Origin of the sequence: Tenacibaculum sp., from assembly GCF_048269885.1 — a bacterium.
Lineage (GTDB): Bacteria > Bacteroidota > Bacteroidia > Flavobacteriales > Flavobacteriaceae > Polaribacter.
Map to the genome: position 1 here is coordinate 229157 of NZ_JBLWTZ010000004.1, position 26846 is coordinate 256002.

At 34.1% G+C, this 26846-nt stretch carries 24 protein-coding genes and 1 tRNA gene; 17 read left to right on the top strand and 8 right to left on the bottom strand.

Going from position 1 to position 26846, the window contains the following annotated elements:
- Positions 1–57: 57 nt before the first annotated feature.
- Both ACN0WY_RS04990 and ACN0WY_RS04995 read right to left on the bottom strand, forming a co-directional pair.
- Positions 58–378 carry a hypothetical protein gene (locus ACN0WY_RS04990; protein ID WP_330488444.1) on the bottom strand — a complete coding sequence of 107 codons (321 nt, stop codon included), beginning with the start codon at positions 376–378 and terminating at the stop codon, positions 58–60.
- A 63-nt stretch (positions 379–441) separates the two neighbouring features.
- Entirely contained in the window at positions 442–750 is a 309-nt protein-coding gene (locus ACN0WY_RS04995) for a hypothetical protein (protein WP_330488443.1), read from the bottom strand.
- Between the two features lie 259 nt (positions 751–1009).
- Here ACN0WY_RS04995 and ACN0WY_RS05000 point away from each other — a divergent pair, with 259 nt between their 5' ends.
- Together ACN0WY_RS05000 and ACN0WY_RS05005 are read left to right on the top strand one after the other, a co-directional pair.
- Positions 1010–3397, top strand: coding sequence for a penicillin acylase family protein (locus ACN0WY_RS05000; protein WP_417799697.1), 2388 nt, complete (start codon positions 1010–1012; stop codon positions 3395–3397).
- Between the two features lie 71 nt (positions 3398–3468).
- The gene (locus ACN0WY_RS05005; RefSeq protein WP_417799698.1) at positions 3469–4818 is read left to right on the top strand and encodes a P-loop NTPase fold protein; all 1350 of its coding nucleotides are present in this window, start codon (positions 3469–3471) and stop codon (positions 4816–4818) included.
- 11 nt (positions 4819–4829) lie between these two features.
- Here ACN0WY_RS05005 and ACN0WY_RS05010 read toward each other — a convergent pair whose 3' ends face one another.
- The 6 genes from ACN0WY_RS05010 to ACN0WY_RS05035 are packed head-to-tail and all read right to left on the bottom strand — an operon-like array spanning position 4830 to position 10170.
- Positions 4830–5564 carry a nitroreductase family protein gene (locus tag ACN0WY_RS05010; RefSeq protein WP_417799699.1) on the bottom strand — a complete coding sequence of 245 codons (735 nt, stop codon included), beginning with the start codon at positions 5562–5564 and terminating at the stop codon, positions 4830–4832.
- Between the two features lie 49 nt (positions 5565–5613).
- Positions 5614–6987, bottom strand: a complete 1374-nt coding sequence (locus ACN0WY_RS05015) for an aldehyde dehydrogenase (RefSeq protein ID WP_417799700.1) — start codon at positions 6985–6987, stop codon at positions 5614–5616.
- 3 nt (positions 6988–6990) lie between these two features.
- Entirely contained in the window at positions 6991–8022 is a 1032-nt protein-coding gene (locus ACN0WY_RS05020; RefSeq protein ID WP_330488438.1) for an alkane 1-monooxygenase, read from the bottom strand.
- Positions 8023–8051: 29 nt separating this feature from the next.
- The gene (locus ACN0WY_RS05025) at positions 8052–8738 is read right to left on the bottom strand and encodes an RluA family pseudouridine synthase (RefSeq protein ID WP_330488437.1); all 687 of its coding nucleotides are present in this window, start codon (positions 8736–8738) and stop codon (positions 8052–8054) included.
- Between the two features lie 31 nt (positions 8739–8769).
- A complete protein-coding gene (yihA, locus tag ACN0WY_RS05030; RefSeq protein WP_330488436.1) occupies positions 8770–9381 on the bottom strand; it encodes a ribosome biogenesis GTP-binding protein YihA/YsxC in 612 nt (203 codons plus the stop codon).
- Between the two features lie 24 nt (positions 9382–9405).
- Positions 9406–10170, bottom strand: coding sequence for an alpha/beta fold hydrolase (locus tag ACN0WY_RS05035; protein ID WP_417799701.1), 765 nt, complete (start codon positions 10168–10170; stop codon positions 9406–9408).
- A gap of 202 nt (positions 10171–10372) precedes the next feature.
- Between ACN0WY_RS05035 and mraZ the strand changes: the two genes are divergently transcribed.
- From mraZ to ACN0WY_RS05110, 15 genes are all read left to right on the top strand, one after another.
- Positions 10373–10840, top strand: a complete 468-nt coding sequence (gene mraZ, locus ACN0WY_RS05040; RefSeq protein WP_417799702.1) for a division/cell wall cluster transcriptional repressor MraZ — start codon at positions 10373–10375, stop codon at positions 10838–10840.
- Positions 10827–11723, top strand: coding sequence for a 16S rRNA (cytosine(1402)-N(4))-methyltransferase RsmH (gene rsmH / locus ACN0WY_RS05045; RefSeq protein ID WP_330488433.1), 897 nt, complete (start codon positions 10827–10829; stop codon positions 11721–11723). Before mraZ ends, rsmH begins: the two co-directional genes overlap by 14 nt.
- A complete protein-coding gene (locus ACN0WY_RS05050) occupies positions 11723–12052 on the top strand; it encodes an FtsL-like putative cell division protein (RefSeq protein WP_330488432.1) in 330 nt (109 codons plus the stop codon). Before rsmH ends, ACN0WY_RS05050 begins: the two co-directional genes overlap by 1 nt.
- 6 nt (positions 12053–12058) lie before the next feature.
- Complete coding sequence (locus tag ACN0WY_RS05055; RefSeq protein WP_417799703.1) at positions 12059–14071, top strand: penicillin-binding protein; 2013 nt, start codon at positions 12059–12061, stop codon at positions 14069–14071.
- Positions 14072–15538: a UDP-N-acetylmuramoyl-L-alanyl-D-glutamate--2,6-diaminopimelate ligase gene (locus tag ACN0WY_RS05060; RefSeq protein ID WP_417799704.1), complete on the top strand. Its 1467-nt coding sequence runs from the start codon at positions 14072–14074 to the stop codon at positions 15536–15538.
- Positions 15539–15541: 3 nt separating this feature from the next.
- Complete coding sequence (gene mraY / locus ACN0WY_RS05065; RefSeq protein ID WP_330488429.1) at positions 15542–16768, top strand: phospho-N-acetylmuramoyl-pentapeptide-transferase; 1227 nt, start codon at positions 15542–15544, stop codon at positions 16766–16768.
- 70 nt (positions 16769–16838) lie between these two features.
- Complete coding sequence (gene murD / locus ACN0WY_RS05070; protein WP_417799710.1) at positions 16839–18224, top strand: UDP-N-acetylmuramoyl-L-alanine--D-glutamate ligase; 1386 nt, start codon at positions 16839–16841, stop codon at positions 18222–18224.
- A gap of 16 nt (positions 18225–18240) precedes the next feature.
- Positions 18241–19431 (top strand): FtsW/RodA/SpoVE family cell cycle protein, encoded by a 1191-nt coding sequence (locus tag ACN0WY_RS05075; protein WP_330488428.1) that lies wholly within the window; start codon positions 18241–18243, stop codon positions 19429–19431.
- A gap of 72 nt (positions 19432–19503) precedes the next feature.
- Positions 19504–20595 carry an undecaprenyldiphospho-muramoylpentapeptide beta-N-acetylglucosaminyltransferase gene (gene murG / locus ACN0WY_RS05080; RefSeq protein WP_417799705.1) on the top strand — a complete coding sequence of 364 codons (1092 nt, stop codon included), beginning with the start codon at positions 19504–19506 and terminating at the stop codon, positions 20593–20595.
- Complete coding sequence (gene murC, locus ACN0WY_RS05085; protein WP_417799706.1) at positions 20595–21941, top strand: UDP-N-acetylmuramate--L-alanine ligase; 1347 nt, start codon at positions 20595–20597, stop codon at positions 21939–21941. Before murG ends, murC begins: the two co-directional genes overlap by 1 nt.
- Position 21942: 1 nt before the next feature.
- Positions 21943–22683: a cell division protein FtsQ gene (locus ACN0WY_RS05090; protein WP_330488425.1), complete on the top strand. Its 741-nt coding sequence runs from the start codon at positions 21943–21945 to the stop codon at positions 22681–22683.
- Positions 22670–24010 (top strand): cell division protein FtsA, encoded by a 1341-nt coding sequence (gene ftsA / locus ACN0WY_RS05095; RefSeq protein WP_330488424.1) that lies wholly within the window; start codon positions 22670–22672, stop codon positions 24008–24010. The genes ACN0WY_RS05090 and ftsA overlap by 14 nt, the downstream gene beginning before the upstream one ends.
- Positions 24011–24094: 84 nt before the next feature.
- Positions 24095–25960 (top strand): cell division protein FtsZ, encoded by a 1866-nt coding sequence (gene ftsZ, locus ACN0WY_RS05100; RefSeq protein ID WP_417799707.1) that lies wholly within the window; start codon positions 24095–24097, stop codon positions 25958–25960.
- A 71-nt stretch (positions 25961–26031) separates the two neighbouring features.
- Positions 26032–26478: a GatB/YqeY domain-containing protein gene (locus ACN0WY_RS05105; protein WP_417799708.1), complete on the top strand. Its 447-nt coding sequence runs from the start codon at positions 26032–26034 to the stop codon at positions 26476–26478.
- A gap of 11 nt (positions 26479–26489) precedes the next feature.
- Positions 26490–26563: transfer RNA gene (locus ACN0WY_RS05110), tRNA-Arg, on the top strand.
- Positions 26564–26846: the final 283 nt, after the last annotated feature.

Consider the following 26846-nt stretch of genomic DNA (forward strand, 5'->3'; position numbering starts at 1 on the left):
AGCGTTTTACATGAAAACGCTCTTTCGTCAATAAAATTGAGGAGGGAAATAAAAAAATTACTTTTTCGAATTGTTAACTTCTTTTTCGTCTAATAAGTTACCTTCTTTATCAGTATAAATAGTTTTGCTAGCATTCTCAACGCTAATTTCTAATTTGTACTGCTCTTTTTCGTTTACAAAAGCCTTATTTAAGGTAGCTTTAGGGAAACTTTCCTTAATAGAGTTTACTAATGTTGCTGGCAATTTGTCTAAAGAGATTTCTTGGAATCCATCTGCTACCACCATATGAACAGGAGTACTAGGGAAAATAGTATTGTTTACTGTTGCATAAGTTGAAACACCTGCTAAGATTGCTACTGCTAAGATTAATTTTTTCATGACATGTAAGTTTTTAAGTTATAATTTTTTTGATTGTAATACGACAAGGGAAATTCGTACGAATTATTTTACTTCTTTTTCGTCTAACCAGTTTCCGTCTTTGTCAGCAAAAAGAGTTTTACTTTCATTTTCTACGCTAATTTCTAATTTGTATTGCTCTTTTTCATTTATAAAAGCCTTGCTTAATTTTCCTTTAGGAAAACTTTCCTTTACAGATTGTACCACTGCTGCTGGCAATTTGTCTAAAGAAATTTCTTTAAAGCCATTTTCTATAACCGAGTGAACTGGAGTAATTGTAGAAATAGTGTTGTTTGTTGTAGCGTAAGTTGAAGCTCCTGCTAAAATTGCTGCTGCTAAAATTAAATTTTTCATGATATTAAGTTTTTTTAAGTTACAATTATTTATTGTTTGCTTGATATATTGAAATAAATATGCCATCAATTTTAATTGAGAAGTCTGTGGTTGCTAAGTTGTTGTTTGTTAGTTGTTTATTGTTTTTACGGGGAGCTGATGCTAATTTTTATATGTGTAAAAAGTGTGTAAATGTTTGAGAATACTGTGTAAAAAATACACGATTTGCCTAGAGGAGGGCAATAAATAATTCTGTTATCTTTGAAGAAAATCATCCCTAATGAAATTATTAAAAAAATCGTTAAAAATTGTTTTATTACTTCTAGTATTGGTAAGTGTAGGTGTTTGGCTATTTACAAAAACATTACACCCAACATATAAAGGAGAGTTCGTGTTGGCTGAGATATCAGCTGAAGTTACAGTGTACTATGATGAAGTTGGAGTGCCACACATCAATGCTCAAAACCAACAAGATGCCTATACTGCTTTAGGATATGTACATGCTCAAGACCGATTGTGGCAAATGGAACTCATCAGAAGAATTGCTGCCGGAAGATTAGCTGAAGTTTTTGGAAAAGACCTGGTTAGAGTAGATAAGTTTTTCTCTGGATTAGGAATTGAAGAAGCTGCTGAAAAAACAATTGAAGAATTAGATAAAAATTCAGAAGCCTATAAATTAACAGAAGCCTATTTAAATGGGGTTAATCAGTTTATAGAAGAAGGGGCGACACCTTTAGAATTTTATTTAGTAGGCTTGAACAAAGAAAACTATACAATTAAAGATGTGTATAATGTGTTTGGTTACATGGCGTTTAGCTTTGCGATTGCGCATAAAACAGATCCGCTACTAACAGAAGTAAAAGAGAAATTAGGAGAACCGTATGTAAATGAATTGCTAAACTCGTTCAATGAAAATTTAACACTGAATAAGACAACGAATAAAGAAGCTATTAAAGCAGAAATGTCTGTTGCGGTTAATGAGATTATAGAGCAATTACCAGTTGCACCTTTTATAGGAAGTAATTCTTGGGTAATTGCACCACCCAAAACAAAAAACGGAAAAGTAATTTTTGCTAATGATCCGCATATTGCATACTCTCAGCCTTCGGTTTGGTACCAAAATCATATAAAAACTCCCGATTTTGAAATCTATGGATTCAATTTGGCATTGATGCCTTTCCCGTTGTTAGGACATAATACAAATTATGCTTACGGATTGACCATGTTGGCAAACGATGACTTAAATTTTTATGTAGAACAAAACAATGCTGGAAATTCAATGGAGTATAAAACACCTCAAGGATACCAGAAATATGAGTTGTGGGAGAAGCGTATAAAGGTTAAGGGAGCAAAAGACACAACATATCAAGTAAAAGTGAGTAAACACGGTCCGATTATGAACGGATTGATAGAGCATATCACAGATGAAAGACCTGTGGCGATGAATTGGATTTATACACAATTGCCCAATAAACTGTTGGAAGCATCGTATCAAATGTCACATGCTAGTTCGTTGCAAGATTTTAAAGCAGGAACTGCCAAAATTCATGCGCCAGGATTGAATGTGATGTATGGAGATGCGAAAGGGAATGTAGGTTGGTTTGCTTCAGCAAAATTATATGAACTAAGAGATAGTTTATCTTCTAAAATGTATTTAAATGGAGCTTCTGGTAACGATGAGATTGTAGCGTATCTAGATTTTAAAGAAAACCCTCAGGCAGAGAATCCGAGTTGGAATTATGTGTATTCTGCCAATAATCAACCGGATTCCGTGAGAGGTAAATTGTATCCGGGATATTATCAACCAGAAGACAGAGCAAAAAGAATTGTTGAGTTATTAGAAGCTAAAAATGACTTTACCAAGCAAGATGTAGCAGAAATGATTTACGATGTTACTTCGCCTGTAGTTCCAGAAATAGGAAGAGAATTGTTAGCAAGTGTAGATGAGTCCTCGCTATCTCCTTCGGCTAAAAAAGCATATTGGGTGTTGGAAAAGTGGAATGGAGAATACTTAAAAACAGAAATAGCACCGACGATTTACAATCGATTTTTGTATGAATTTTTAACCGCCACGTATAAAGATGAGTTAGGAGATAGTTTTCAGTTGTTTATTGATACGCAATTACAAGATCAAGTGTTAGCAGAGCAGGTTAAAAGGGAACAATCAGTTTGGTGGGATGATGTTTCAACTACCGATAAAGTTGAAACTAGAAATGAAATAATTACCACAGCGTTTCAAAAAGCCATCACATTTTTACAAAATCAATTAGGAGAGAATGTAGATAATTGGACTTGGAATCGCGTAATTTCAGTGGAATACGAACACGCTATTGGTAAAGCGGGAGGCTTATTACGTAAATTTTTTAATGTAGGTCCATTTGAAACTATTGGAGGGAATGAGGTGATTAACAATCAGATTTTTAAGTTGGATAGTACAGGAGTATATAAAATTCACGCAGGACCTTCAACACGTAGAGTTATTGATTTTTCTGATGTAGAAAATAGCATTGCTATTTTACCCACAGGGCAATCGGGGAATGTATTCAGTCCGTATTATAAAGACCAAGCACAAAAATATGTAGATGGTGAGTTTGTAAAAATGCTTCTCAATGAAGCAGCTATAAAGAAGAGTGCAAATAAGTTGGTGTTTTTACCGAAGAAGGAATAATCTAATGTCATTGCGACCAGAGGGAGAAATCTAAGACTACATAAAATGAAAAATGAATTTTAAAAAATAATATGACAACAGGAAAAGGTTATAAATTAAAAACTAATTCTTTTTTTAATTTTGAAGAGCATATAGGTAATTCTGATTTTATTTTTTTATCAGCTCCTTTCGGTTTTGGAAAAACTACTTTTTTAAAAGACTTTATAGAGTCAGTAAGAAGTGAAGAAAAATATAATTTTTTTCATTTATATCCTGTTCATTACGCTGTAAACAAAAATGAAGATGTATTTGAATTAATCAAATATGACTTATTGTTTGAAATATTGAAGAAAGATGATGTTAAGCAGGAAACAAGTATAAATTATAAGGAAGGAGTAAAAGGGATTTTAAAAAAGAATATTGAAACTATCTTGTTAAGTTTTATTGAGAAAATTCCAGAAATAGGAAAGCCTTTAAAAGAAATAATACAAGCTTTTGATAAAGTTGAAAAAGAAATTATAGAGCTATATCAGAAGGAGTTTAAAACCCCAGAAGTAAATAGTTTTATTAGTCGTGTGGAAAATACGAAAGGGAGTGTTTTTGAACATGATATTATTACTACTTATATTAATAATAAATTAAATGAGATAAAGGGAGAGAATGATGAGAAGAAAAATATCTTGATATTAGATGATTTAGACAGGATTGAACCAGAACATATTTTTAGACTTCTAAATGTTTTCTCAGCTAATTTTGATAATTCAGAATACTCAATTAATAAGTTTGGAATAGATAAAGTTATCATCGTTGCTGATTACTATAACATAAAAAGTATATATCATCATAAATATGGCAAAAATTCTGATTTTGAAGGGTATATAAATAAGTTTTATTCAAGTGAAATTTACTTTTTGACTTTTTATGATACTTTAAAAATTTTATTAGAAAAAGATTATCATGTGCGGGAGTCTCCATTTTTTGAGTTTATAGAGTTAAAGGTAAATCTGCTTGTATTGTTGTTTAACAATAAACAGTTAAATTTTAGGCAAATAAATAAATTATCAATAAAAGACTTTAATAGAGGGAGGAGTTTAGATGGTATTATTAATGATCTTGTTAGTTTGTTTAATGGAGATTATAAAGATTTGACTGATGCTCTTAGTAAAGTTTCTGTAGAAAAAGATACAACAATAAAAGAAGTTTTTTGGGAAAAATTATTAAAGTGTTTAATTCTTTTTAGTGAAGAAAATGAAAAAGCGAAAATAAAAAGAGGTGTTTCATTAGTTAGTGAATCAAGCTTTGTTTATAGTTTTCATAATGGAGGTGAAGTCGTCTTTAGTAAAGATAGTAAAGGAAAAATAAATTTAATACTTATAGGTTCTTATTCTAAGTTGAAAGTTTGGAAAGAGTTTTTAAACTATTTGAAAAATAAGTATGAGTAGTTTATAGTTGATTAAACCTCTCTATAAACCTCCTCAAAAGGAATTCTAAAGCGTTCTCCATACACTCCTTCGGGTTTACGAATACCACAAGAAACAATCATATTAATTTCAGCACCAAAAGGGAGTCCCAACATGCGCTTTACACGCCAAGTATCAGAACCTTCCATAGGGCAGGTGTCGTATCCTTCAGCAGCCATTGAGAGCATGAATGTTTGTGCTGCTAACCCACAAGTTTTGTGAGCTACAATGCGCATGTCACTATTGCGAACTTCTCTATAAATAGGTCGAAATACCCCAACAATTAAAAATAGTATATACTTCAACCAACCAAAAATTCCTAAGAAATCAAAATACGTGAAAGGAATCAATTTTCCGTAGTAGTTACGCGCTACTTTTTCTCGACTTCGTTGTTCCGATTTCGGATTGTTTTTTCCAAAAACTTCATCCATAAAAGTTAAGTTAGCTTTGGCTCTTTTACGCCACAAATCTTTACGAGTCACAAAAACCACTAGCTGCTGAGCAGTTTTAGCGGCATTTTGATTAAAGCATAATGGAGCCATTTTTTTTATAATTTCTTTATCAGTGATATGATAAAACTCCCACAGTTGCATGTTGCTACTGGTAGGTGCTAAACTCGCCTGTTCTAAACATTTTTTTACAATAGCAGTGTCTATTGGTTTTTCAGGGTCATAAACTCTTACCGAACGACGATAATTAACTGCTTCTGATACTGTTTTTTCACTCATTTATTATGGTGTCTTGATTCTTGTGTCTACTTGTCTTTTATCTAATAAATTACCCTAGTTTCATTAAGGTTTTTAATTGTTGTAGTTTTCCTTTGTATGGAGCATATCGAGTAGGAACATCTAGCCAAGTTCCGCGAGAAACCACTCCTTTATGATGAGAAAACGTATCAAAAGTTTTTTTTCCGTGATAACTACCTATACCACTTTCTCCCACACCGCCAAAAGGCAATCTGTGATTGGCAAAATGAACCGTGGTGTCGTTTATGGTTCCGCCTCCAAATGAAAAGCGTTGCATCATTTTTTTAGCAAATGAGTTTCGATTGGTAAATACATATAAAGCCAAAGGTTTGTCGTATTTAGCAGTGATTTTTTCAATATCTACTTCGTTTTCGTAAGAAATTAGCGGGAAAATTGGTCCGAAAATTTCCCCTTTCATGACTTCACTATCCAAACTCGGTTCATCAATTAAGGTAGGAGCAATATAGCAATTATCTCTATCGGTTTGTCCGCCAATTACACAGTTTTCATTTTCTAGCATCAAAGCTAAGCGGTCAAAGTTTTTAGTATTTACTATGCGTGAGAAATCAGGAGAGTTTTGAGGATTTTCCCCGTAAGCTCTAAAAATTTCTTCTTTAAACTGTTGTATAAATTGTTCTTTAACCGAAGTGTGAATTAGTAAATAATCAGGAGCAATACAAGTTTGACCTCCGTTGATAAACTTCCCCCAAACCAAACGTTTTGCGGTCAATTTAATATTGGCTGTTTCATCAACAATACACGGACTTTTTCCTCCTAGCTCTAAGGTAACTGGGGTTAAATAATTAGCTGCAGCTTTGGCTACTATTTTACCTACAGGAACACTACCTGTAAAGAAAATATAATCCCAACGTTGTGCCAGCAACTCTGTCGAGACATCGACACCACCTTCAACTACAGCAACATGATTTTTATCAAAAACAGTTTCAATAATTTCTTGGGTAATTTTACTCGTATGAGGTGTCAACTCCGAAGGTTTTAAAACAACCGTATTTCCTGCGGCAACAGCGCCTAATAAAGGGGCAAAAGCTAGTTGATATGGGTAGTTCCAAGGGGCAATGATAAGTACAGTTCCATAAGGTTCTTTGTACATTTTTGCAGAAGAAGGAAAATTTAGTAACGATGGTAACACACGTTGAGGTTTGCTCCATGAATGAATGTTTTTTATCGCCATTTTTAATTCGGCTAGCACAATAGAAGTTTCGGTCATTACTGCTTCGTATTCCGGTTTTTTAAAGTCATCATGTAGTGCTTTTACGATGTCTTTTTCTCTTGTAATAAGCTCTTTTTGTAATCTTTTTAAGGCACTTTTCCTAAAGGAAATATCTTTGGTTTGTTGCGTAGCAAAATAGTTTTTTTGAGACTGAACCAATTCGGGAATATTCATAAGCTATAGGTCTTGTATTTTTTTATTCATTATCGAAAACCATAATGGAGGAACCAAGGCTACTAGCATCATACCTGGGTATCCTGTTGGCATTTGCGGACTTTCAGGCAGGGATTTTAAGAGCTGGTAATGTTTACTTCCGTTATAGTGATGGTCTGAGTGACGAGATAAATTAAACAACATTAACATGCCAATTCTGTGATCAGAATTCCATGAATGTGTTCTTTTTACACGTTCGTAACGACCTTTTTCGTTTTGTTTACGTAGTAGTCCGTAATGTTCTATATAGTTTACAGTTTCTAGTAATAAAATTCCAAAAACAGCAGCAGCAATAAAAGCCAAAAAAGCTTTTAATCCAAATAAAAAGAAAATCCCTACCAACAACAGTATGTTGCAAAATGTATAGATAAGCATTCTATTTTGTAGGTGAAACCAACTTCTTTTAGCGTTTTTTAAACGTGTGTTTTCTGTCTCCCAAGCTTGGTAATAACTTTGAAAATGAGAACGAATCCAGAAAAGATATACTACTTCATTTTTTCTGGCAGTTGCGGCATCTTTTGGAGTAGCCACATTCAAATGATGCCCTGCATTATGGTAGGGTAAAAAGTGAGTATCTAACGAGGTTAATAATAAGACTTCTCCTAAAAGTTCATCAAAACGATTGTTACGATGCCCTAATTCATGTCCAACATTAATACCAATAACGCCACATAGCAAGCCCATAGCTGAGATTCTTCCTATATATTCTAAGGTAGTTAATTGTGCATCTTTCATCATCCATAAAAACCACCCTAGGAAAACTAATTGGACAGGTACTGTTGCGTATAAAATATAAGTGTAAAGCTTGTTTTGTTTTTCTTGCTCTTCTTGTTCTTTGTTAAAATTATTTTTATCCGGTTTAAAAAGTAGTTCAAGAAGAGGAACTAATCCGAAGAAAACAAGTAGAGGTAAGAGTGTTAGCCAACCCAAATTTGTAAACGAAATGTACACAGTGATTGGAAGTGTTAAAATTGCTAAAAATTTAAGAGCTTTCATCTTGTTTGTAATTTGTCTAAATATACAAATTACAAACAAGCATCCCAAACGGGATCAGAAGGAGTTGGGGCAGTGATTTTAATAAGTTCTTTACTAACTGGATGCGTAAATTTTATTTTTCGAGCATGTAAATGAATGCTTCCATCTTTATTACTTCTTTTAGCGCCATACTTTAAATCGCCTTTGATAATAGCGCCAATATTAGAGAGTTGTACACGAATTTGATGATGACGGCCTGTTTCTAAGTCAACTTCAAGTAACGAATAGTTATCTAATTTTTTAAGTGTTTTGTAGTGAAGTATGGCTTTTTTACTTCCGTTAACTTCTTTAGTATAAGCAGTAGATTTGTTGTTTTTTGGATTCTTTTTTAAATAATTGGTTAAAGTGTCAGCAGCTTTTTTAGGTTGTTGTTGAACTACTGCCCAGTAGGTTTTTTTTATGGTTTTGTCACGTAACATTTTGTTTAGTCGTTCTAAAGCTTTTGAAGTACGCGCGTAGATGACAATCCCCGTAGTAGGACGGTCTAATCGGTGAACGGTTCCTAAAAATACGTTTCCGGGTTTGTTGTATTTATCTTTAATGTATTCTTTAACAACATCTAAAAGTGGTTTGTCGCCTGTTTTGTCTCCTTGTACGATGTCGCCAGCACGTTTGTTAACCACAATGATGTGGTTGTCTTCGTGTAAAACTTGTAAGTTTTCTTTAGTAGAGTGCATGTTTTAAAGTGCCCTGAACGTAGCTGAAAGGTTATTTGAAATTCTCCGCTACATCTTCGTTAACTTGATCGATAAAATTTAAAAATTCATCGCGTCCCATTCCTGTAGAAGACGAGGTAACAAAAGAAATTGGTAACTCCTCCCAATAATTTAATAACTTCTTTTTGTAAGCGGTAATTTGCTTGTTGAGTTTAGAACTTCCTAGTTTATCAGCTTTGGTAAAAACAATACAAAAAGGAATGCGGTTTTCACCTAAAAACTGCATGAATTCCAAATCTATTTTCTGTGGATCGTGACGAGAATCAATTAAAACAAAGGTGCAAACTAACTGTTCGCGTTCTTTGAAATAGTTCTCAATAAAAAATTGAAAAATTTGACGTTTCTTTTTAGAAACCTTCGCGTAACCATATCCAGGAAGATCTACCAAAAACCATTCATCGTTAATTTTAAAATGATTAATAAGTTGTGTTTTTCCTGGTTTACCAGAGGTTTTTGCTAAATCTTTGCGCTCCATTAGCATGTTGATTAACGAAGATTTACCAACGTTAGAGCGTCCAATAAAAGCATACTCAGGTATGCTGTCTTTAGGAGCTTTGGTAACATTACTGTTACTCATTACAAATTCAGCAGATTTTATTTTCATACTATAAATAAGCTAGTTTAGCTGTTATATTTCGCGTTTAGAAAGCCAGCCTTCTAAAATTTCATTAAACTCATCTGGTGTTTCCATCATGGCTGCATGTCCGCATTTGTCAATCCAGAACAAATCAGCATCAGGTAAAAGTTTTTTGAAATCTTCGGCAACTTCTGGAGGCGTAACGCTGTCTTGTTTTCCCCAAATTAAACAAGTAGGCTGTTTCATGTTGGGTAAGTCTTTAGCCATATTATGACGAATGGCGCTTTTAGCAATGGCTAAAGTTCTAATCAAGGTGTTTCGGTCGTTAATAACGTCGTATACCTGATCAACAAGTTCGTCTGTAGCAATGGCCTTATCGTAAAAAACATCTTGTGCTTTTTTTCTAACAAACTCTTTGTCACCTCTCTTTGGGTAGCTGTCTCCCATAGAATTTTCGTACAGTCCTGAACTACCTGTTAAAACCAATGCTTTAACATCTTCAGAATAATGTTTTGTATAGTATAAAGCGATGTGTCCGCCTAAAGAATTCCCTAGTAAAGTAACGTTTTTAAGTCCTTTGTACTCTATGAAATCATGTAAAAATTTGGCCAAATTTTTTACGTTGGTTTTAAGGAGAGGTAAGGTGTATAAAGGTAATTCTGGAATAAAAACTTGATATCCTTTTTGTGAAAGATGATTAAAAGTGGAGTCAAAATTACTTAAAGCGCCCATGAGTCCATGAAGGATGATAATCGGGCTTCCTTCTCCTGCTTCTGCGTATGTAAATTTGTCTTCTTTCTTTAAAAATTCAGTCATTATGTTTCTGATTTGACTTAACCACAAATGTAGTTCTTTTTTATCACTTTTTCATTTTTATTATTTCGTGTATAGCGCTAGTTTGGAAGTTCTTTAGTATCAGTTTTTTAGCTTAAAAACTAAAACTTATTAACAATGTGGTAAAAAGTGGTAAAAAGTGGTAAATATTTTTTATTTTTGATGCAAACTATAGTTTCTTTACGTGGTAAATTTAATTGGAACATACGAGTGTAAGGTGGATGCTAAAGGAAGGTTGATGATGTCGTCAGCGTTCAAGAAGCAGTTGTCTTCTGTGTTGCAAGATGGTTTTGTGATTAAACGCTCTGTGTTTCAGTCTTGTTTGGAGTTGTATCCAATGCAAGAGTGGAATTTGATGATGGCAAAAATCAATAAACTAAATCGATTTGTAAAGAAAAACAATGATTTTATCAGGAGGTTTACAGCTGGTGTGAAAATGGTGGATGTAGATGCTTCAGGGAGGATATTGATTCCGAAAGATTTATGTCAGTTTGCAGGAATTGAAAAGCAGGTGGTGCTTTCTTCTGCGGTGAATATTATTGAGATTTGGGATAAGGATAAGTACGAAAAAGTAATTGATGATGCTGTTGTTGATTTTGCGGATTTAGCAGAAGAGGTAATGGGTAATACGGAAGCAGATGAGTTATCATAATCCAGTTTTGTTGAAAGAAAGTGTAGATGCACTTAATATAAAGGAAGACGGAGTGTATGTGGATGTCACCTTTGGAGGGGGAGGGCATTCTAGAGAAATATTGAGTCGATTGGGAGAGAGAGGAAGGTTGTTTGCTTTTGATCAAGATCCAGATGCGCAACAAAATAAAATTGACGACCCGCGTTTTGTGTTGATTGGCGAAAATTTTCGATTTATATCGAGGTTTTTACGTTTTTATGGAGTGAGGAAAGTAGACGGGATATTAGCTGATTTGGGTGTGTCTTCACATCAGTTTGATGAGGCGGAAAGAGGGTTTTCTACTCGTTTTGATGCAGATTTAGATATGCGAATGGATCAAAAGTCTGAATTGTCTGGTAGAAAAATAATCAATACCTACAGTGAAGAGCAGTTGGCAGATGTGTTGTTTTTGTATGGGGAGCTGCGAAATGCAAGAGCCTTGGCGAAAACTATTGTGGAGGCGAGAGTTGATAGGGAGGTTAAAACAAGCTTTGAGTTGAAAGAAGTGTTGCAGCGATTTCTTCCAAAGGCGAAAGAGCATAAAATATTAGCGCAAATTTTTCAAGCAATACGAATAGAGGTAAATCAGGAGTTGGAAGTGTTGAAAGAATTTTTGGAGCAGATTCCAGAGTTGTTGAGAGAAGAGGGAAGGTTGAGTGTGATTTCATATCACTCGTTAGAGGATAGATTGGTGAAGCGGTTTATAAGAACGGGGTTGTTTAGTGGTGAGCCTGAAAAGGATTTTTATGGAAACACTAGTGAGCCACTTAAAAAGGTTGGTAAAATGATTGTGCCAACAAAAGAAGAAATAAAAGAGAATAACAGGGCGCGTAGTGCAAAACTAAGAATAGCAACATTAAAGTAATGTCTAAAGTAAGAAAGAATATATACGATCTTTTGAGAGGGAGTTTTCTTACCGATGAAAGTTCATTTAAAAACTGGCGGATTTTAATTTTTGTGGTGGTGTTGTTATTAATCATGATTTATAGTTCGCACAGTGCAGATGCTAAGGTGGTGCAAATAGCAGCGCTTAATAAGAAGAAAAGAGAGTTGCGGGCTGAAGATGTGGACACGAGTACTGAACTCATGCGAATGAAATTAGAAAGCAGTATTCGAGATAAAGTAAAAAATAAAGGGTTGTACCCTGCAAAAAAACCACCCCAAAAAATAAAAGTAACATATAATAAAGAGTAATATAAAATGGTAGTAAAAAAAGGCATATTAAACAAGCTCTACGTGGTTGTTGTTTTAATGACGCTTTTCTTTGTAGTTATCATTTTTAGACTTTTTAAACTTCAGTATGTAGAAGGAGACAGGTATAGAAAGCTTTCCGAAGAAAAAACAGTTAAAAACGATACTATTTTTGCAAATAGGGGTAATGTGTATGCAGCAGATGGGAATTTGTTGGCAACATCAATGTCAAAATTTACCATCCGTATGGATGTGGTAGCGGTAGATTCAGAAGTTTTTGAAAAGAATATTCGTGGACTTTCAGAAGCACTTTCTGGATTGTTAGGAAAACCAGCGGGGTACTATCAAAAGAAATTGCGGGATGCTAAAAAACGTAAAAACCGTTATTTGTTAATTGCGCGTAATGTGGGGTATAATGATTATGTGAAAATGAAGGGCTTTCCTATTTTTAATAGAGGGGTGTATAGAGGTGGTTTTATAGCGGAACAAAAAACAGTGCGAGTGCATCCTATAGGGAAAATAGCAGAACGTACTATTGGATATGATGATTATAGAGGGGGAGCAGGAATTGAAGGAGCTTTTGCAGATTATATGGATGGAGAAAATGGGTGGCGTTTAAAACAAAAAATAGCGAAAGGACAATGGAAGCCCATTAATGATGTAAATGAAAAAGAGCCGATAGATGGTAGTGATATAATTACTACAATAGATGTAAATATTCAGGATATTACACACCATGCCCTGTTGAGACAGATGGAATATTTTGAAGCAGATCATGGTTGTGCTGTAGTGATGGAGGTGGAAACAGGAGAAATTAAAGCGATTTCTAATTTGGGAAGAACCTCTAAGGGAAGGTATTACGAAAAAAGAAATTATGCGGTTTGGGAAAGTCACGAGCCAGGGTCTACTTTTAAGTTGGCCAGCTTAATGGTGGCTTTAGAAGATAAGGTTGCAGATACTTCAACTGTGGTAGATTGTGAAAAAGGAAGAATTTACATAAATAACCGTAAAGTAGAAGATAGTAAAAGAGGAGGGTACGGTAAAATTTCTTTGGGAAGAGTGTTTGAAGTTTCTTCAAACGTTGGAATAGTAAAGACCATACAAAAACACTACGATAAGAATCCTAAAAAATTCACAGATAGAATCAAATCTTTTGGATTAGATCAATTAACAGGGGTAAAGATAAAAGGAGAAGGAAAGCCATACATACCACAACCGTCTGAGAAAAGTTGGAGTCCAATTTCATTAGAATGGATGGCTTGGGGGTATGGAGTTTCTCTTACGCCATTGCAAACATTGGCATTTTATAATGCAGTAGCAAATAATGGAAAGTTGGTAAAACCCTACTTTGTTAAAGAGTTGAGAGTTGGAGGAAAGGTGGAGCAAAGTTTTGGAACAGAGGTGGTGAAAGAAAAAATAGCATCACAAGAAACTTTAAATAAGGTTCGAAAAGTGATGGAGAATACTATCAAATACGGAACAGGTAAAGGGATTTATTCACCAAACTTTTCTATGGCAGGAAAAACAGGGACGGCAAAAAAATACATTCCAAGAACTAAGAATGCTAAAGGAGAGTATGAAGGAGGGTATTACTCAAACCAAAAATATGTAGCTTCTTTTGCAGGATTTTTTCCTGCTGATGAACCTAAGTATTCTTGTATTGTGGTGGTTCATAGCCCTAATAAAGAAAAAGGATATTACGGAGCTACGGTTGCAGCACCCATATTTAAAGAAATAGCTCAAAAAATATATACTTCAACAGCAATTAATAATCAATTTGTTTCTGATGAAATTTCAGAGGAAGCTCTAGATAATGAATATCAAGAGTACTATCAAAAATTAAGGAAGTATAAAACGATTATGCCCAAAGTGATTGGTATGAGTGGAATGGATGCAGTTGCGTTGTTAGAGAATATGGGATTGAAAGTTAAATTTTCAGGAGTAGGAAAAGTAACAGAACAATCTGTAGAAAGAGGAGAGAAAGTCTCAAAAAGTACAACGATATATTTAAAATTATCATAGTTGAAGAAATTAAAAAACATATTATATAAGGTAGCTGTAAAAGAAGTTTACGGAAATACAGATATTGATATAAACAGTATTCAGTTTGATAGTAGACAGGTGCAGAAAGGTGATGTTTTTGTTGCTCAAAAAGGAGTGACAGTAGATGGGCATCAGTTTATAGCGAAAGCTATATCATTAGGTGCAAAGACCGTTATTTGTGAGTCTTTACCAGAAGGTAAAAATGAAGAGGTTACCTATATTAAAGTAGAAGATTCTAATGCTGCATTAGCAATAATAGCAGCAAATTATTATAACAACCCATCAAAAAGCTTGCAGTTAGTAGGAGTAACAGGAACAAATGGTAAGACTACAATTGCAAGCTTATTGTATCAACTGTTTAAAAAAGCAGGATATAAAGTAGGGTTGTTGTCAACTGTGCGAATAATGGTTGATGAAGAAGAATATAAAGCAACACATACAACACCAAACTCAGTAGCGATAAATAGCTATTTATCAAAAATGGTAGAGGCTGGAGTTGATTATTGTTTTATGGAGGTGAGCTCTCATGGAATTCATCAAAAACGTACGGAAGGATTGGAGTTTGCAGGAGGAGTGTTTACAAACTTATCGCATGATCATTTAGATTATCATGAAACATTTGCAGAGTATCGTGATGTTAAAAAATCGTTTTTTGATGCACTGCCAAAGTCAGCATTTGCTTTAGTAAATATTGATGATAAGAACGGACAAATAATGTTGCAAAACACCAAGGCGAATAAACAAACCTATGCGCTTAAAACAATTGGAGACTTTAAGGCAAAAGTGTTAGAAAAACGCCTTTCGGGAACCTTATTGATAATCAATGGAGTGGAGGTTTGGACGAAGTTAATAGGGGAGTTTAATGCGTATAATTTGTTGGCTATTTATGGAGTAGCAGAGTTGTTAGGACTTGAAAAAATAGAAATTTTACGTATCGTAAGTGAGTTAGAAAGTGTGAGTGGAAGATTTCAATACACAGTTTCTGACGAGGGAGTTACTGCAATCGTAGATTACGCACATACACCAGATGCACTAAAAAATGTATTACAAACTATTAATGACATCCGAACAGGAAATGAAACCGTGATTACAGTTGTAGGTTGCGGTGGAGATAGAGATACAACAAAGCGTCCAAAAATGGCATTCATTGCTTCTCAGTTGAGTAACCAAGTTATTTTTACTTCCGATAATCCTAGAACAGAAGATCCGCAATCGATAATTGATGAAATGGAAACAGGAGTTGCGGCAGAAAATTATAAAAAAACACTATCAATAGTAGATAGAAGACAGGCCATAAAAACAGCCTGTAAGTTAGCAGTTTCAGGAGATATTGTACTCATTGCAGGAAAAGGACATGAAAGCTACCAGGAAATAAATGGTGTTAGGCATCATTTTGATGATTTAGAAGAAGTAACCAACTATTTTAATCAACTAAAAAAAGACTAACGAATGCTGTATTATTTATTTCAATATTTAGAAAGTGAATTTAGCTTAACAGGTGCAAGTGTGTTTCAATTCATTACATTTCGATCTGCAATGGCGTTCATACTGTCTCTGTTGATTTCAACCATTTTTGGTAAAAAAATCATCAATTACTTAAGAAGACAACAAGTAGGAGAAACCGTAAGAGATTTAGGTTTAGATGGACAGGTTCAAAAAGCAGGAACCCCTACAATGGGAGGGGTAATTATAATCCTCGCAACACTAATTCCAGTGTTGCTCTTAGCGAAGCTAGAAAATATATACATTATCATTTTATTAATAACCACTGTTTGGATGGGATTTATTGGTTTTACCGATGATTACATTAAAGTATTTAAAAAAGATAAAGCGGGGTTAAAAGGAAAATTCAAAGTTTTAGGGCAAGTAGGATTAGGGATAATCGTAGGTTCTATGCTGTATTTTCATCAAGATGTAACTATTAAAGAACAGTTGCCAGTCTCAGAGCAAGTTGTACAGGCAGATGGTAAAAAGAAGGTGTTTGGAGATGCACATAAATCGACAAAAACAACAGTTCCTTTTTTAAAAAATAACGAGTTAGATTATGCAAAAGCATTAAGCTTCTTGGGAGATGGTTATGAAAAATACGGATGGATAGTTTTCATTTTTGTTACCGTTTTTATCGTTACTGGAGTTTCTAATGGTGCGAATTTAACAGATGGTATTGATGGGTTAGCAGCAGGATCATCAGCAATTATGGTGATAACGCTGGCAATTTTTGCGTGGGTATCTGGTAACATCATTTTTGCAGATTATTTAGATGTAATGTACATCCCAAAATCTGGAGAAATGACCGTATTCATCTTAGCGTTTGCAGGAGCATTGATAGGGTTTTTGTGGTACAATACCTATCCGGCTCAAGTGTTTATGGGAGATACTGGAAGTTTAACTATTGGTGGAATTATAGCGGTAATAGCAATTACTATAAGAAAAGAATTGTTGCTGCCAGTTTTAGCAGGAATATTTGTGATTGAGAATTTGTCGGTAATACTACAAGTTTCTTGGTTTAAGTATACAAAGAAGAAGTTTGGAGAGGGACGGCGAATTTTTAAAATGTCTCCGCTACATCATCATTATCAAAAATTAAACTATCACGAAAGTAAAATTGTAGTACGCTTTTGGATTGTAGGAATTTTATTAGCGGTATTTACCATAGTAACATTGAAGTTGAGATAAAAGCCCACCCTAACCCTCCCAAAGGGAGGGAGTGAAAAATAAAGATAAAGAGATTAAAAGAGAACAGAAAGTGAGTAAGCAAGAAAAAAGAGGTGATGAGGATGTTTTCCCTTTGGGGACTAAAGGGCTTTTGGTTGTGCTTGGGGGAGGAGAAAGTGGTGTAGGAACAGCGCTTTTAGGAAAACAAAAGGGATATGAAGTTTTTGTTTCAGATAAAGGAAATATAGCAGAACGGTATAAAAAAGTTCTTTTACATAATTCAATCGATTTTGAAGAAAATCAGCATACAGAAGATAAAATTTTAAATGCTGACGTGGTGATGAAAAGCCCTGGAATTCCAGAGAAAGTAGCATTGGTTCAAAAGCTGATTTCTCAAGGGGTAAAAGTGATTTCAGAAATTGAATTCGCTGCTCAGTATACAGAGGCAACCATTGTGGGAGTTACAGGCTCAAATGGTAAGACAACCACGACCATGCTAATACATTATGTGTTAAAAAAAGCAGGTTTAAATGTAGGAGTTGGAGGAAATATAGGTGATAGTTTTGCCAAACAAGTGGTTGATGATAAGTATGACGAATATGTGTTGGAATTAAGTAGTTTTCAGCTAGATGGAATTGAAAAATTTAGACCTCATATTGCAATAATTACCAATATAACACCAGATCATTTAGATCGATATGAATACGAATTTGATAAGTATATAAACTCAAAATTCAGAATTACAAAAAATCAAACAAAAGATGATTTTTTAATATATGATGCCGATGATGAAGCAATTCAAAATTGGTTAAAAAATAATAAAACAGAAGCAACGCTAGTACCATTTTCAATGGAAAAAGAATTAGAGTACGGAGCTTTTTTAAGACAAGACACGATACTAATGAAATTTAATACAGAAGAAAAATTAATGAAAGTTTCTGAACTAACATTACAAGGAAAGCACAATACTAAAAATGCAATGGCTACATCAATGGCTGCGAGGTTGTTGAAAGTAAGAAAAGAAACAATTGCAGAAAGTTTGTCTGATTTTGAAGGGGTAGAACATCGGTTAGAAAAAGTGCAAAAAATAAACGGAATTGAATTTATTAACGATAGCAAAGCTACCAATGTCAATGCAGCTTTTTATGCATTAGAATGTATGGACAATCCAACAGTTTGGATTGTAGGTGGAGTTGATAAAGGAAATGATTATACCGATTTATTGCCTTTGGTAAGAGAAAAGGTAAAAGCCATAGTTTGTTTAGGTTTAGATAATCAAAAGATCATAGATACTTTTGCAAATGTAGTAGACGTGATGGTAGAAACAGCAGGAGCTGAAGAGGCTGTTAAAGTAGCGTATAAAATAGCACAAAAAGGAGATACAGTATTATTATCACCAGCATGTGCAAGCTTCGATTTGTTTGAGAACTATGAAGATAGAGGAGAAAAATTTAAAGAAGCCGTAAGAAATATATAAAGCACACTAAAGATTGATGAAAAACATCTTTCGACATATAAAAGGAGATCGCGCTATTTGGGCTATCGTTGCAGTATTGGCAATATTTTCGTTTATGCCAATATATAGTGCGAGTACCAATTTAGTGTATGTAGTTGGTAACGGGTCTACCTTAGGCCATTTGGTAAAACACATTGTGTTATTAATTACAGGATTTGCAGTTATTTATGGAGTACATAAAATTCCGTATAGGTATTTTAGTGGAGGTTCTGTTTTAATGTTGCCTGTTGTTGTTTTGTTGTTGGTTTTTACTTTAGCACAAGGAACCACTATAGGAGGAGCCAATGCAAGTAGATGGATTCGCATTCCATTTGTAGGTATTGGATTTCAAACCTCTACATTGGCAGGTTTGGTGTTAATGGTATATGTTGCGCGTTACTTGGCAAAAAATAAAGAAAAAGTAATTTCTTTTAAGGAAAGCTTATTGCAGTTATGGCTACCAGTTGGTTTAGTATTGGTATTAATACTTCCAGCAAACTTCTCAACCACAGCCATGGTGTTCTTTATGATTTTAATGGTGTCGTTCATTGGAGGGTATCCATTAAAATATATAGGATACATATTAGGAATAGGACTTTTTGCTTTTCTATTTTTCATCTTAGTAGCTAAGGCATTTCCAGATGCAATGCCCAACCGTGTAAACACCTGGAAAAGTAGAATTGAAAGTTTCTCTCAACCAGACGGTGAAGAAGATTATCAGGTAGAAAAAGCTAAAATTGCAATAGCAACAGGAGGAGTAATTGGAAAAGGACCAGGGAAAAGTGTGCAGAAAAATTTTTTACCACAATCTTCATCCGATTTTATCTATGCGATTATTGTTGAAGAATATGGTTTTGCAGGAGCAATAGTGGTCATATTTATTTATTTCTTATTGCTTTTTAGAATTTTAATAACTGCCAAAAAAGCGACTACCATATTTGCAACTTTATTAGTTGTGGGGGTGGGAATTCCCATTGTTTTTCAAGCGATGATTAACATGGCAGTAGCAGTGAATATTTTACCAGTAACAGGACAAACACTCCCGCTAATTAGTAGTGGAGGTACCTCTATTTGGATGACCTGTTTCGCATTAGGAATGATTTTAAGTGTAAGCGCTTCTAAAAACGAAACTGAAGAAACAATTTTAGATGATAACCCTTTAGATATTTTACATGAAACACTTGACTAAGAATATAGATTTATGGGGTGAGGTTATTATGAGTGTTACATACAACCATAATATTAAAATAAAAGAAATTGTATGAAACAATCGATTAATATCATAATAAGCGGTGGAGGTACAGGAGGTCATATTTATCCTGCAATAGCAATTGCTAACGAAATAAAAGTTCGTTACCCAGAGGCTAATATTTTGTTTGTTGGTGCAAAAGATAAGATGGAAATGGAAAAAGTTCCACAAGCAGGATATGAAATTAAAGGACTGTGGATTTCAGGGATTCAAAGAGAGTTGACCTTAAAAAATTTAATGTTTCCTGTTAAACTAATAAGCAGCTTATGGAAAGCCTATCGAATTATACGAAAATTTAAACCTGATGTTGCTGTTGGAACAGGAGGCTTTGCTAGTGGGCCAACATTGTTAGTTGCTAATAGAAAGGGGATACCAACCTTAATTCAAGAACAAAATTCGTACCCAGGAATAACGAATAGATTGTTAGGAAAAAAAACACAAAAAATATGTGTTGCGTACGATAATTTAGAACGCTTTTTCCCTGAAGATAAAATTATAAAAACAGGAAATCCAGTTCGTCAAGATTTGCTATTTATTCATACAAAAATAGAAGAAGGAAAAGAGTTTTTTGAATTAGACACCTCAAAAAAAACAATTTTAATATTAGGAGGAAGCCTCGGTGCCCGTAAGATAAATCAGTTAGTTGAAGCAAATTTAGAGTTCTTTAAAAAACAAGAAGTTCAATTAATATGGCAATGTGGTAAATTGTATTATGAGGAGTATAAAAAGTATGATGAGCTAGAAAATGTTCAGGTACATCAGTTTCTGAATAGAATGGATTTGGCCTACGCTGCCGCAGATTTTATCGTGTCGAGAGCAGGAGCAAGTTCGGTATCGGAATTATGCATTGTAGGAAAACCCACTATTTTTATTCCATCACCAAATGTGGCAGAAGATCATCAAACAAAAAATGCAAAGTCGATAGCCAACAAGCACGGAGCTTTAGTCGTTAAAGAGAGTGAATTAGATACTTTTCCTGTCGTATTAGAAACATTGCTAAAAGACAAAGGGAAGCAAGAAAGTTTAAGTGAAAATATTAATGAACTGGCATTGCCAAATGCAACCAGTCATATCGTTAACGAAATAGAAAAATTAATTAGTTAGTGAATTTAAAAACGATACATAACGTTTATTTTATAGGTATTGGCGGAATAGGAATGAGTGCTATAGCTCGCTACTTTTCTGTTAATGGGAAGTTGGTTGCAGGCTACGATAAAACACCAACACCTGTTACTAAGAGTTTAGAAGAAATAGGAATTGAAATCCATTTTGAAGATGCTGTCAAGAACATTCCAATTTCTTTTTTAGATAAAGAAAAAACATTGGTAGTGTTTACCCCGGCAGTTCCTAAAAATCACTCACAATTAAATTATTTTGAAGAGAACGGATATACCGTTTTGAAAAGAGCAGAAGTGCTAGGAGAAATTACCAAAAACACTTTTTGTTTGGCGGTAGCAGGAACGCATGGAAAAACAACAACCTCTTCAATTTTAGGGCACATTATGCAACCTGAAAAAGCTACGTCGTTTTTAGGAGGCATTGCAGAAAACTACAATTCAAATTTAATTTTAGGAGGTGATGAAGTTTCAGTTGTTGAGGCTGATGAGTTTGATCGTTCGTTTTTAAAATTATCACCTAATATAGCCTGTGTAACCTCTATGGATGCAGATCATTTAGATATCTATGGAGAAAATGAATTGTTACAGCAATCATTTAGAGATTTTGCAGGTAAAGTTTCTGATACCTTGATTGTAGCAAAAGGATTGCCATTAGAAGGGTTAACATATGCCGTTGATGAGGAAGCAGACTACAAAGCCTATAATGTAAAAATAGAAGAAGGTAAATATGTTTTTGATGTAAAAACACCAACATCAGAAATTAAAAATATAGCATTTCATTTACCAGGAAACCATAATATGATGAATGCTTTAGCAGCATTAGCTATTGCAGATGTTTATGGAGTGTCATTAGAAAAAATTAAAAAACAGCTAGGAACTTTTAAAGGGGTACAGCGTAGATTTTCTTATAAAATAAAAACAGAAGATGTAGTATTGATTGACGATTATGCGCATCATCCAACTGAGATAAAAGCGGTAGTGCAATCTGTTAGAGAAATGTATCCAAAAGAACAAGTGTTGGCTGTGTTTCAACCACACTTATTTAGTAGAACTAGAGACTTTGTAGACGATTTTGCTGAAGCATTATCATTGTTCGACGAAGTACTATTATTAGATATTTATCCAGCTAGAGAATTGCCAATAAAAGGAGTTACTTCTAATTGGTTATTAGAAAAAATAACCATTGATACTAAAAAGGTAGTGTCTAAGGAAAAATTAAGTGACGAAATTGTAAAATCAGCATCAAAAATAGTGGCAATGTTAGGAGCAGGAGATATTGGTTTGTTAGTGGATGAAGTAAAAAATAAACTAGAAGAAAAGCACAAAAAATAGAATGAAAAAATTAGCAACATATCTGTCTTTTTTCTTGCTGTTGATGTTTTTGGTGTTTTTATATGGTTTTACAACCAGTAGAAATGGAGCAAAAAAGGTACAAAATACCGTGGTGGAGTTTGCTGCTGGTGACAATAACTTTTTGACACACAGTATGGTTGATAAATTGTTAATACAAAATAATGAATTTGTTAAAAACCAACCAAAAAGATTGGTAGATTTACACTTTCTAGAGGCTAATGTTTCGGCGAATCCGTATGTTGAAAAAACAGCTGTGTTTTTAACTGTAGATGGGGTGTTAAAAACTACCATAAAACAACGAACACCGATAGCTCGAATTGTTGATAAAGATAACTCTTTTTATGTTGATAAGTATGGGGTGAAAATTCCGTTATCAACAAATTTTTCGGCAAGAGTACCATTAGTTTTAGGAGTAAGGGAGCCAGAAGAAATCAACGAATTAACAACGTTAATAAAGACCATAAATAGCAACAGTTTTTTCGCTAAAGAAATTATTGCTATTCAAAGAGACGCCCAAAACGAATACATATTTACAGTTCGTAGTGGTGATTATAAGATAATTTTTGGAGAGTTAACAGATGCATCAATGAAGTTTAAAAAGCTAACAGCTTTTTACAACAAAGCATTTACAGACAAAACCATTAATAACTATAAAGCGATAAATGTAAAATACCACAACCAAGTTGTGTGCACAAAACAAAATCAAGATGGAAAACAATAAAATTGCAGTTGGTTTAGATATTGGTACAACCAAGATTGTTGCCATGATTGGTCGTAAAAACGAATACGGTAAGCTTGAAGTTTTAGGTATTGGTAAAGCGAAAAGTTTAGGTGTAAAACGTGGGGTAGTTAATAACATTACGCAAACCATACAATCTATTCAGCAAGCAGCTGAAGAAGCAGAAAGTATTTCAGGATATAAGATAGAAAATGTTGTAGTAGGTATTGCTGGTCAGCACATACGCAGCTTACATCATAGCGACTATATAACAAGAGAAAAGTCTGAAGAAGTAATAGATGCAACGGATATAGAAAACTTAGTAAGCCAGGTACATAAACTGGTTATGTTGCCTGGAGAAGAAATTATTCATGTATTACCACAAGAGTTTAAAGTAGATAGTCAACCAGATATAAAAGAGCCCATCGGAATGTATGGTGGAAGGTTAGAAGCTAACTTTCACGTAGTCGTAGGTCAAGTATCTTCTATTCGAAACGTAGGCAGGTGTATTAAAAGTGCAGGATTGAATCTTTCTGATATTACCCTTGAACCGTTGGCTTCAGCATCAGCAGTATTAAGTCAAGAAGAAAAAGAAGCAGGTGTAGCATTGATTGATATAGGTGGAGGTACCACAGATTTAGCGATATTCAAAGACGGAATTATTCGTCATACAGCAGTCATTCCTTTTGGAGGAAATGTAATTACTGAAGATATTAAAGAAGGTTGTTCCATAATAGAAAAACAAGCAGAATTATTAAAAATTAAGTTTGGTTCAGCATGGCCAGGAGAAAATAAAGAAACAGAAATTGTTTCTATTCCAGGATTAAGAGGAAGAGAACCTAAAGAAATTACGCTTAAAAATTTATCAAAAATAATCCATGCGAGAGTTCAAGAAATTATTGAACATGTGTACCTAGAAATTAAGAACTATGGGCACGAAACTCAAAAAGGAAAACTAATTGCAGGTATTGTATTAACTGGGGGTGGAGCTCAATTAAAACATTTACGCCAGTTAGTAGAATATATTACTGGAATGGACGTTCGTATTGGGTATCCAAATGAACACCTAGCAGGAGACTCTGATGAGGTATTGTCGAGCCCTGCATTTGCAACTGCTGTAGGGTTGTTAATGGAAGGTTTACAAAAAGAAGTAGAAGAAAAAGTAATTGTTGAAGAAGCGCCAGAGGCGTTAGTAGAAGAAATAATTGAGGAAGAAAAAGAAATAATAGAAGAAATCCAAGAAGAGAAGGAACACAAAGCGAAAAAATCTAAATCGTTTTTTGATAAGTTTACCGAACGATTCAAAGAATTTTTAGATAACGCAGAGTAATTAGTATATATAAGAATACTCCTGATTAATCCCCTAAAAAGGAGTGTAAAATTGAATAAGAATTAATAAAAAAGAAAAGTTATTATGAGCGCAGAATTTGATAACATTTCATTCGACATGCCAAAAACACAATCGAATGCCATTAAAGTAATTGGTGTTGGTGGGGGAGGAAGCAACGCAGTAAACCACATGTATAGTAAACAAATTCACGGAGTAGATTTCGTAATTTGTAATACAGATGCACAAGCATTAGAAAACAGTCCGATACCTAATAAAGTTCAATTAGGGGCACACTTAACCTCTGGGTTAGGAGCAGGTGCAAATCCAGAAATTGGAGCACAAGCAGCAGCTGAAAGTATACAGGAAATTCAACAAATGTTGAGTACACATACTAAAATGGTGTTTATCACCGCAGGTATGGGAGGAGGTACTGGTACAGGAGCAGCTCCAATCATAGCTAAAATTGCTAAAGACATGGATATTTTAACGGTAGGAATCGTTACTATGCCATTTCAATTTGAAGGAAGAATGCGCTCAAAACAAGCTCAAAAAGGAATTGATGAGTTACGTAATAATGTAGATTCATTAATTGTTATCAATAATAATAAACTGCGCGAAGTTTATGGTAACTTAGGGTTTAAAGCAGGATTCTCTAAAGCTGATGAAGTATTAGCAACCGCAGCAAAAGGGATTGCAGAGGTAATTACACATCACTACAAGCAAAATATCGATTTACACGATGCAAAAACGGTATTGTCAAATAGTGGTACAGCAATTATGGGGTCTGCGAAAGAAACAGGAGCTAACAGAGCTAAAAATGCCATTGTAAAAGCATTAGATTCACCTTTGTTAAACGATAATAAAATTACAGGAGCTAAAAACGTATTGTTATTAATCGTTTCTGGAGGTAATGAAGTTACCCTAGATGAAATAGGTGAAATTAATGACTATATTCAGGATGAAGCAGGTTACGATGCCAATATTATTATGGGTATTGGAGAAGACGAATCATTAGAAGATGGAATAGCAGTAACCGTTGTGGCTACAGGTTTTGCAGCAGATCAACAAGGAAATATTACCAATACAGAAGTAAAGAAAATAGTTCATACCCTAGAAGATGAACAAAAGGCAACTTATAACTTTGGAGATCAACAAGTACAAACTTCTACAGCAATTGACGAGCCTATACAAAATACACCATCAAATAAAGTGATTCATGTTTTAGAGGAAGAAAAGCCTGAACCTAAATCAGAGATTATTCCTACCACAGAAGCACTAAAAAATATAGAGGTAGTATATGATGAAATTGCAATAGAAACCGTTTCTGAAGACGATTTTATCATCACCAATATTGCGGAACCTAAAGTAGAAGAAAGAGAAGAAGTAAAAGAACAACCAACTCAACAAGATTTGTTGTTTGATTTGCCCTTAAATTCTTACGAAGAAATAACACCAGCTTCTCATTTAGTTGAAACAACTAACGAGATAAAAAATATTGAAGTAAAAGCCGAAGAAGTAAAGTATCATAAAGTTGAAAAACGTTATGTATTAGACGATTTTAGCGCACAACCAACCATTGGTAAAAGTTCTACTCCTACTATTAAAGAAGAGGTGGAAGAAGAGTTGCAATTTGAGGTAAAATCTAAAACGCAAGAAGAAATTAATAACATAAACACTTCAAGCGAAGAAGTTTCTCCGTTAGACTTAACAATTTCTGAATTGCAAAAAAGAGCACAAGAAAGACGTGAAAAAATGAAAGGTTTTAACTACAAGTTTAACGACCAGGTTAGTAAAAACATAGACGAAATTGAACGTCAACCAGCGTATAAAAGATTAGGAGTTGATATTGATGCAGGTTCTGATATTAGTAAGTCAGATACAGCATTGAATACAGATAACAACGACTTATTACGCGCTAACAACTCGTTTTTACACGATAATGTAGATTAATAAAAGAATAAGACTTATTTTTAAAATCCCGATAACTCGGGATTTTTTTAATACTTTAAAAATATAAAATTATGAGTTTGCAAAAACAGGTAATGGATAAAATGAAAGAAGCTATGAAGGCTAAAGATACCATAGCTTTAACAGCTTTAAGAGCTTTGAAATCAGCTTTTATGCTAGCAAATACCGAAGCGGGAGCAGGGGAACTTACCGAAGCAGAAGAATTAAAAATTATTCAAAAGCAGGTAAAACAACGTAAAGATAGTGCTACTGTGTTTACAGAGCAAGGGCGTAACGACTTAGCAGAACCAGAATTGGCAGAAGCAGCTGTTTTAGAACAATTTTTACCAGAGGCCTTAAGTGAGGAAGAAATTGGGAATATTGTAGAGAAAACCATTGCAGATGTTGGAGCAGACGGGATGAAGGATATGGGTAAAGTAATGGGAATTGTATCAAAGCAATTAGCAGGACAAGCAGACGGGAAAACAATTTCAGCAATTGTAAAAGCTAAACTAGCTTAATAAAATTCATAGACTCAGTAGTTCAACTGGATAGAACATCAGATTTCGGCTCTGAGGGTTGGGGGTTCGAGTCCTCTCTGGGTCACATTTTGAAACAAAACCTACTTAAAATCAGTAGGTTTTGTTTTTTAGGGTAAGTATAGTGTTAAGTTTTTTTTCTTTTCTCTAAAATAAAATTGTACCTTTTCTTCAACTATAACCATCCTTTAAAGATAAAAATAATTTTACTTACTTTTTAGAAACCATATATAATAGAAGTAAGGAACGAATTACTTTTTGCCATTCAAAATACTTTTTTTTATATAAAAAAGTACTATAAATTAAGATTTTACATATATTAGCGTTAATAAGTATTATAATGATACTTA

Bases quoted from the DNA above. Each gene is read 5' to 3' on its own strand.
- ACN0WY_RS04990 (WP_330488444.1), bottom strand. From the start codon at position 378: ATGAAAAAATTAATCTTAGCAGTAGCAATCTTAGCAGGTGTTTCAACT.
- ACN0WY_RS04995 (WP_330488443.1), bottom strand. From the start codon at position 750: ATGAAAAATTTAATTTTAGCAGCAGCAATTTTAGCAGGAGCTTCAACT.
- ACN0WY_RS05000 (WP_417799697.1), top strand. From the start codon at position 1,010: ATGAAATTATTAAAAAAATCGTTAAAAATTGTTTTATTACTTCTAGTA.
- ACN0WY_RS05005 (WP_417799698.1), top strand. From the start codon at position 3,469: ATGACAACAGGAAAAGGTTATAAATTAAAAACTAATTCTTTTTTTAAT.
- ACN0WY_RS05010 (WP_417799699.1), bottom strand. From the start codon at position 5,564: ATGAGTGAAAAAACAGTATCAGAAGCAGTTAATTATCGTCGTTCGGTA.
- ACN0WY_RS05015 (WP_417799700.1), bottom strand. From the start codon at position 6,987: ATGAATATTCCCGAATTGGTTCAGTCTCAAAAAAACTATTTTGCTACG.
- ACN0WY_RS05020 (WP_330488438.1), bottom strand. From the start codon at position 8,022: ATGAAAGCTCTTAAATTTTTAGCAATTTTAACACTTCCAATCACTGTG.
- ACN0WY_RS05025 (WP_330488437.1), bottom strand. From the start codon at position 8,738: ATGCACTCTACTAAAGAAAACTTACAAGTTTTACACGAAGACAACCAC.
- yihA (WP_330488436.1), bottom strand. From the start codon at position 9,381: ATGAAAATAAAATCTGCTGAATTTGTAATGAGTAACAGTAATGTTACC.
- ACN0WY_RS05035 (WP_417799701.1), bottom strand. From the start codon at position 10,170: ATGACTGAATTTTTAAAGAAAGAAGACAAATTTACATACGCAGAAGCA.
- rsmH (WP_330488433.1), top strand. From the start codon at position 10,827: ATGAGTTATCATAATCCAGTTTTGTTGAAAGAAAGTGTAGATGCACTT.
- ACN0WY_RS05050 (WP_330488432.1), top strand. From the start codon at position 11,723: ATGTCTAAAGTAAGAAAGAATATATACGATCTTTTGAGAGGGAGTTTT.
- ACN0WY_RS05055 (WP_417799703.1), top strand. From the start codon at position 12,059: ATGGTAGTAAAAAAAGGCATATTAAACAAGCTCTACGTGGTTGTTGTT.
- mraY (WP_330488429.1), top strand. From the start codon at position 15,542: ATGCTGTATTATTTATTTCAATATTTAGAAAGTGAATTTAGCTTAACA.
- ACN0WY_RS05075 (WP_330488428.1), top strand. From the start codon at position 18,241: ATGAAAAACATCTTTCGACATATAAAAGGAGATCGCGCTATTTGGGCT.
- murG (WP_417799705.1), top strand. From the start codon at position 19,504: ATGAAACAATCGATTAATATCATAATAAGCGGTGGAGGTACAGGAGGT.
- ACN0WY_RS05090 (WP_330488425.1), top strand. From the start codon at position 21,943: ATGAAAAAATTAGCAACATATCTGTCTTTTTTCTTGCTGTTGATGTTT.
- ftsA (WP_330488424.1), top strand. From the start codon at position 22,670: ATGGAAAACAATAAAATTGCAGTTGGTTTAGATATTGGTACAACCAAG.
- ftsZ (WP_417799707.1), top strand. From the start codon at position 24,095: ATGAGCGCAGAATTTGATAACATTTCATTCGACATGCCAAAAACACAA.
- ACN0WY_RS05105 (WP_417799708.1), top strand. From the start codon at position 26,032: ATGAGTTTGCAAAAACAGGTAATGGATAAAATGAAAGAAGCTATGAAG.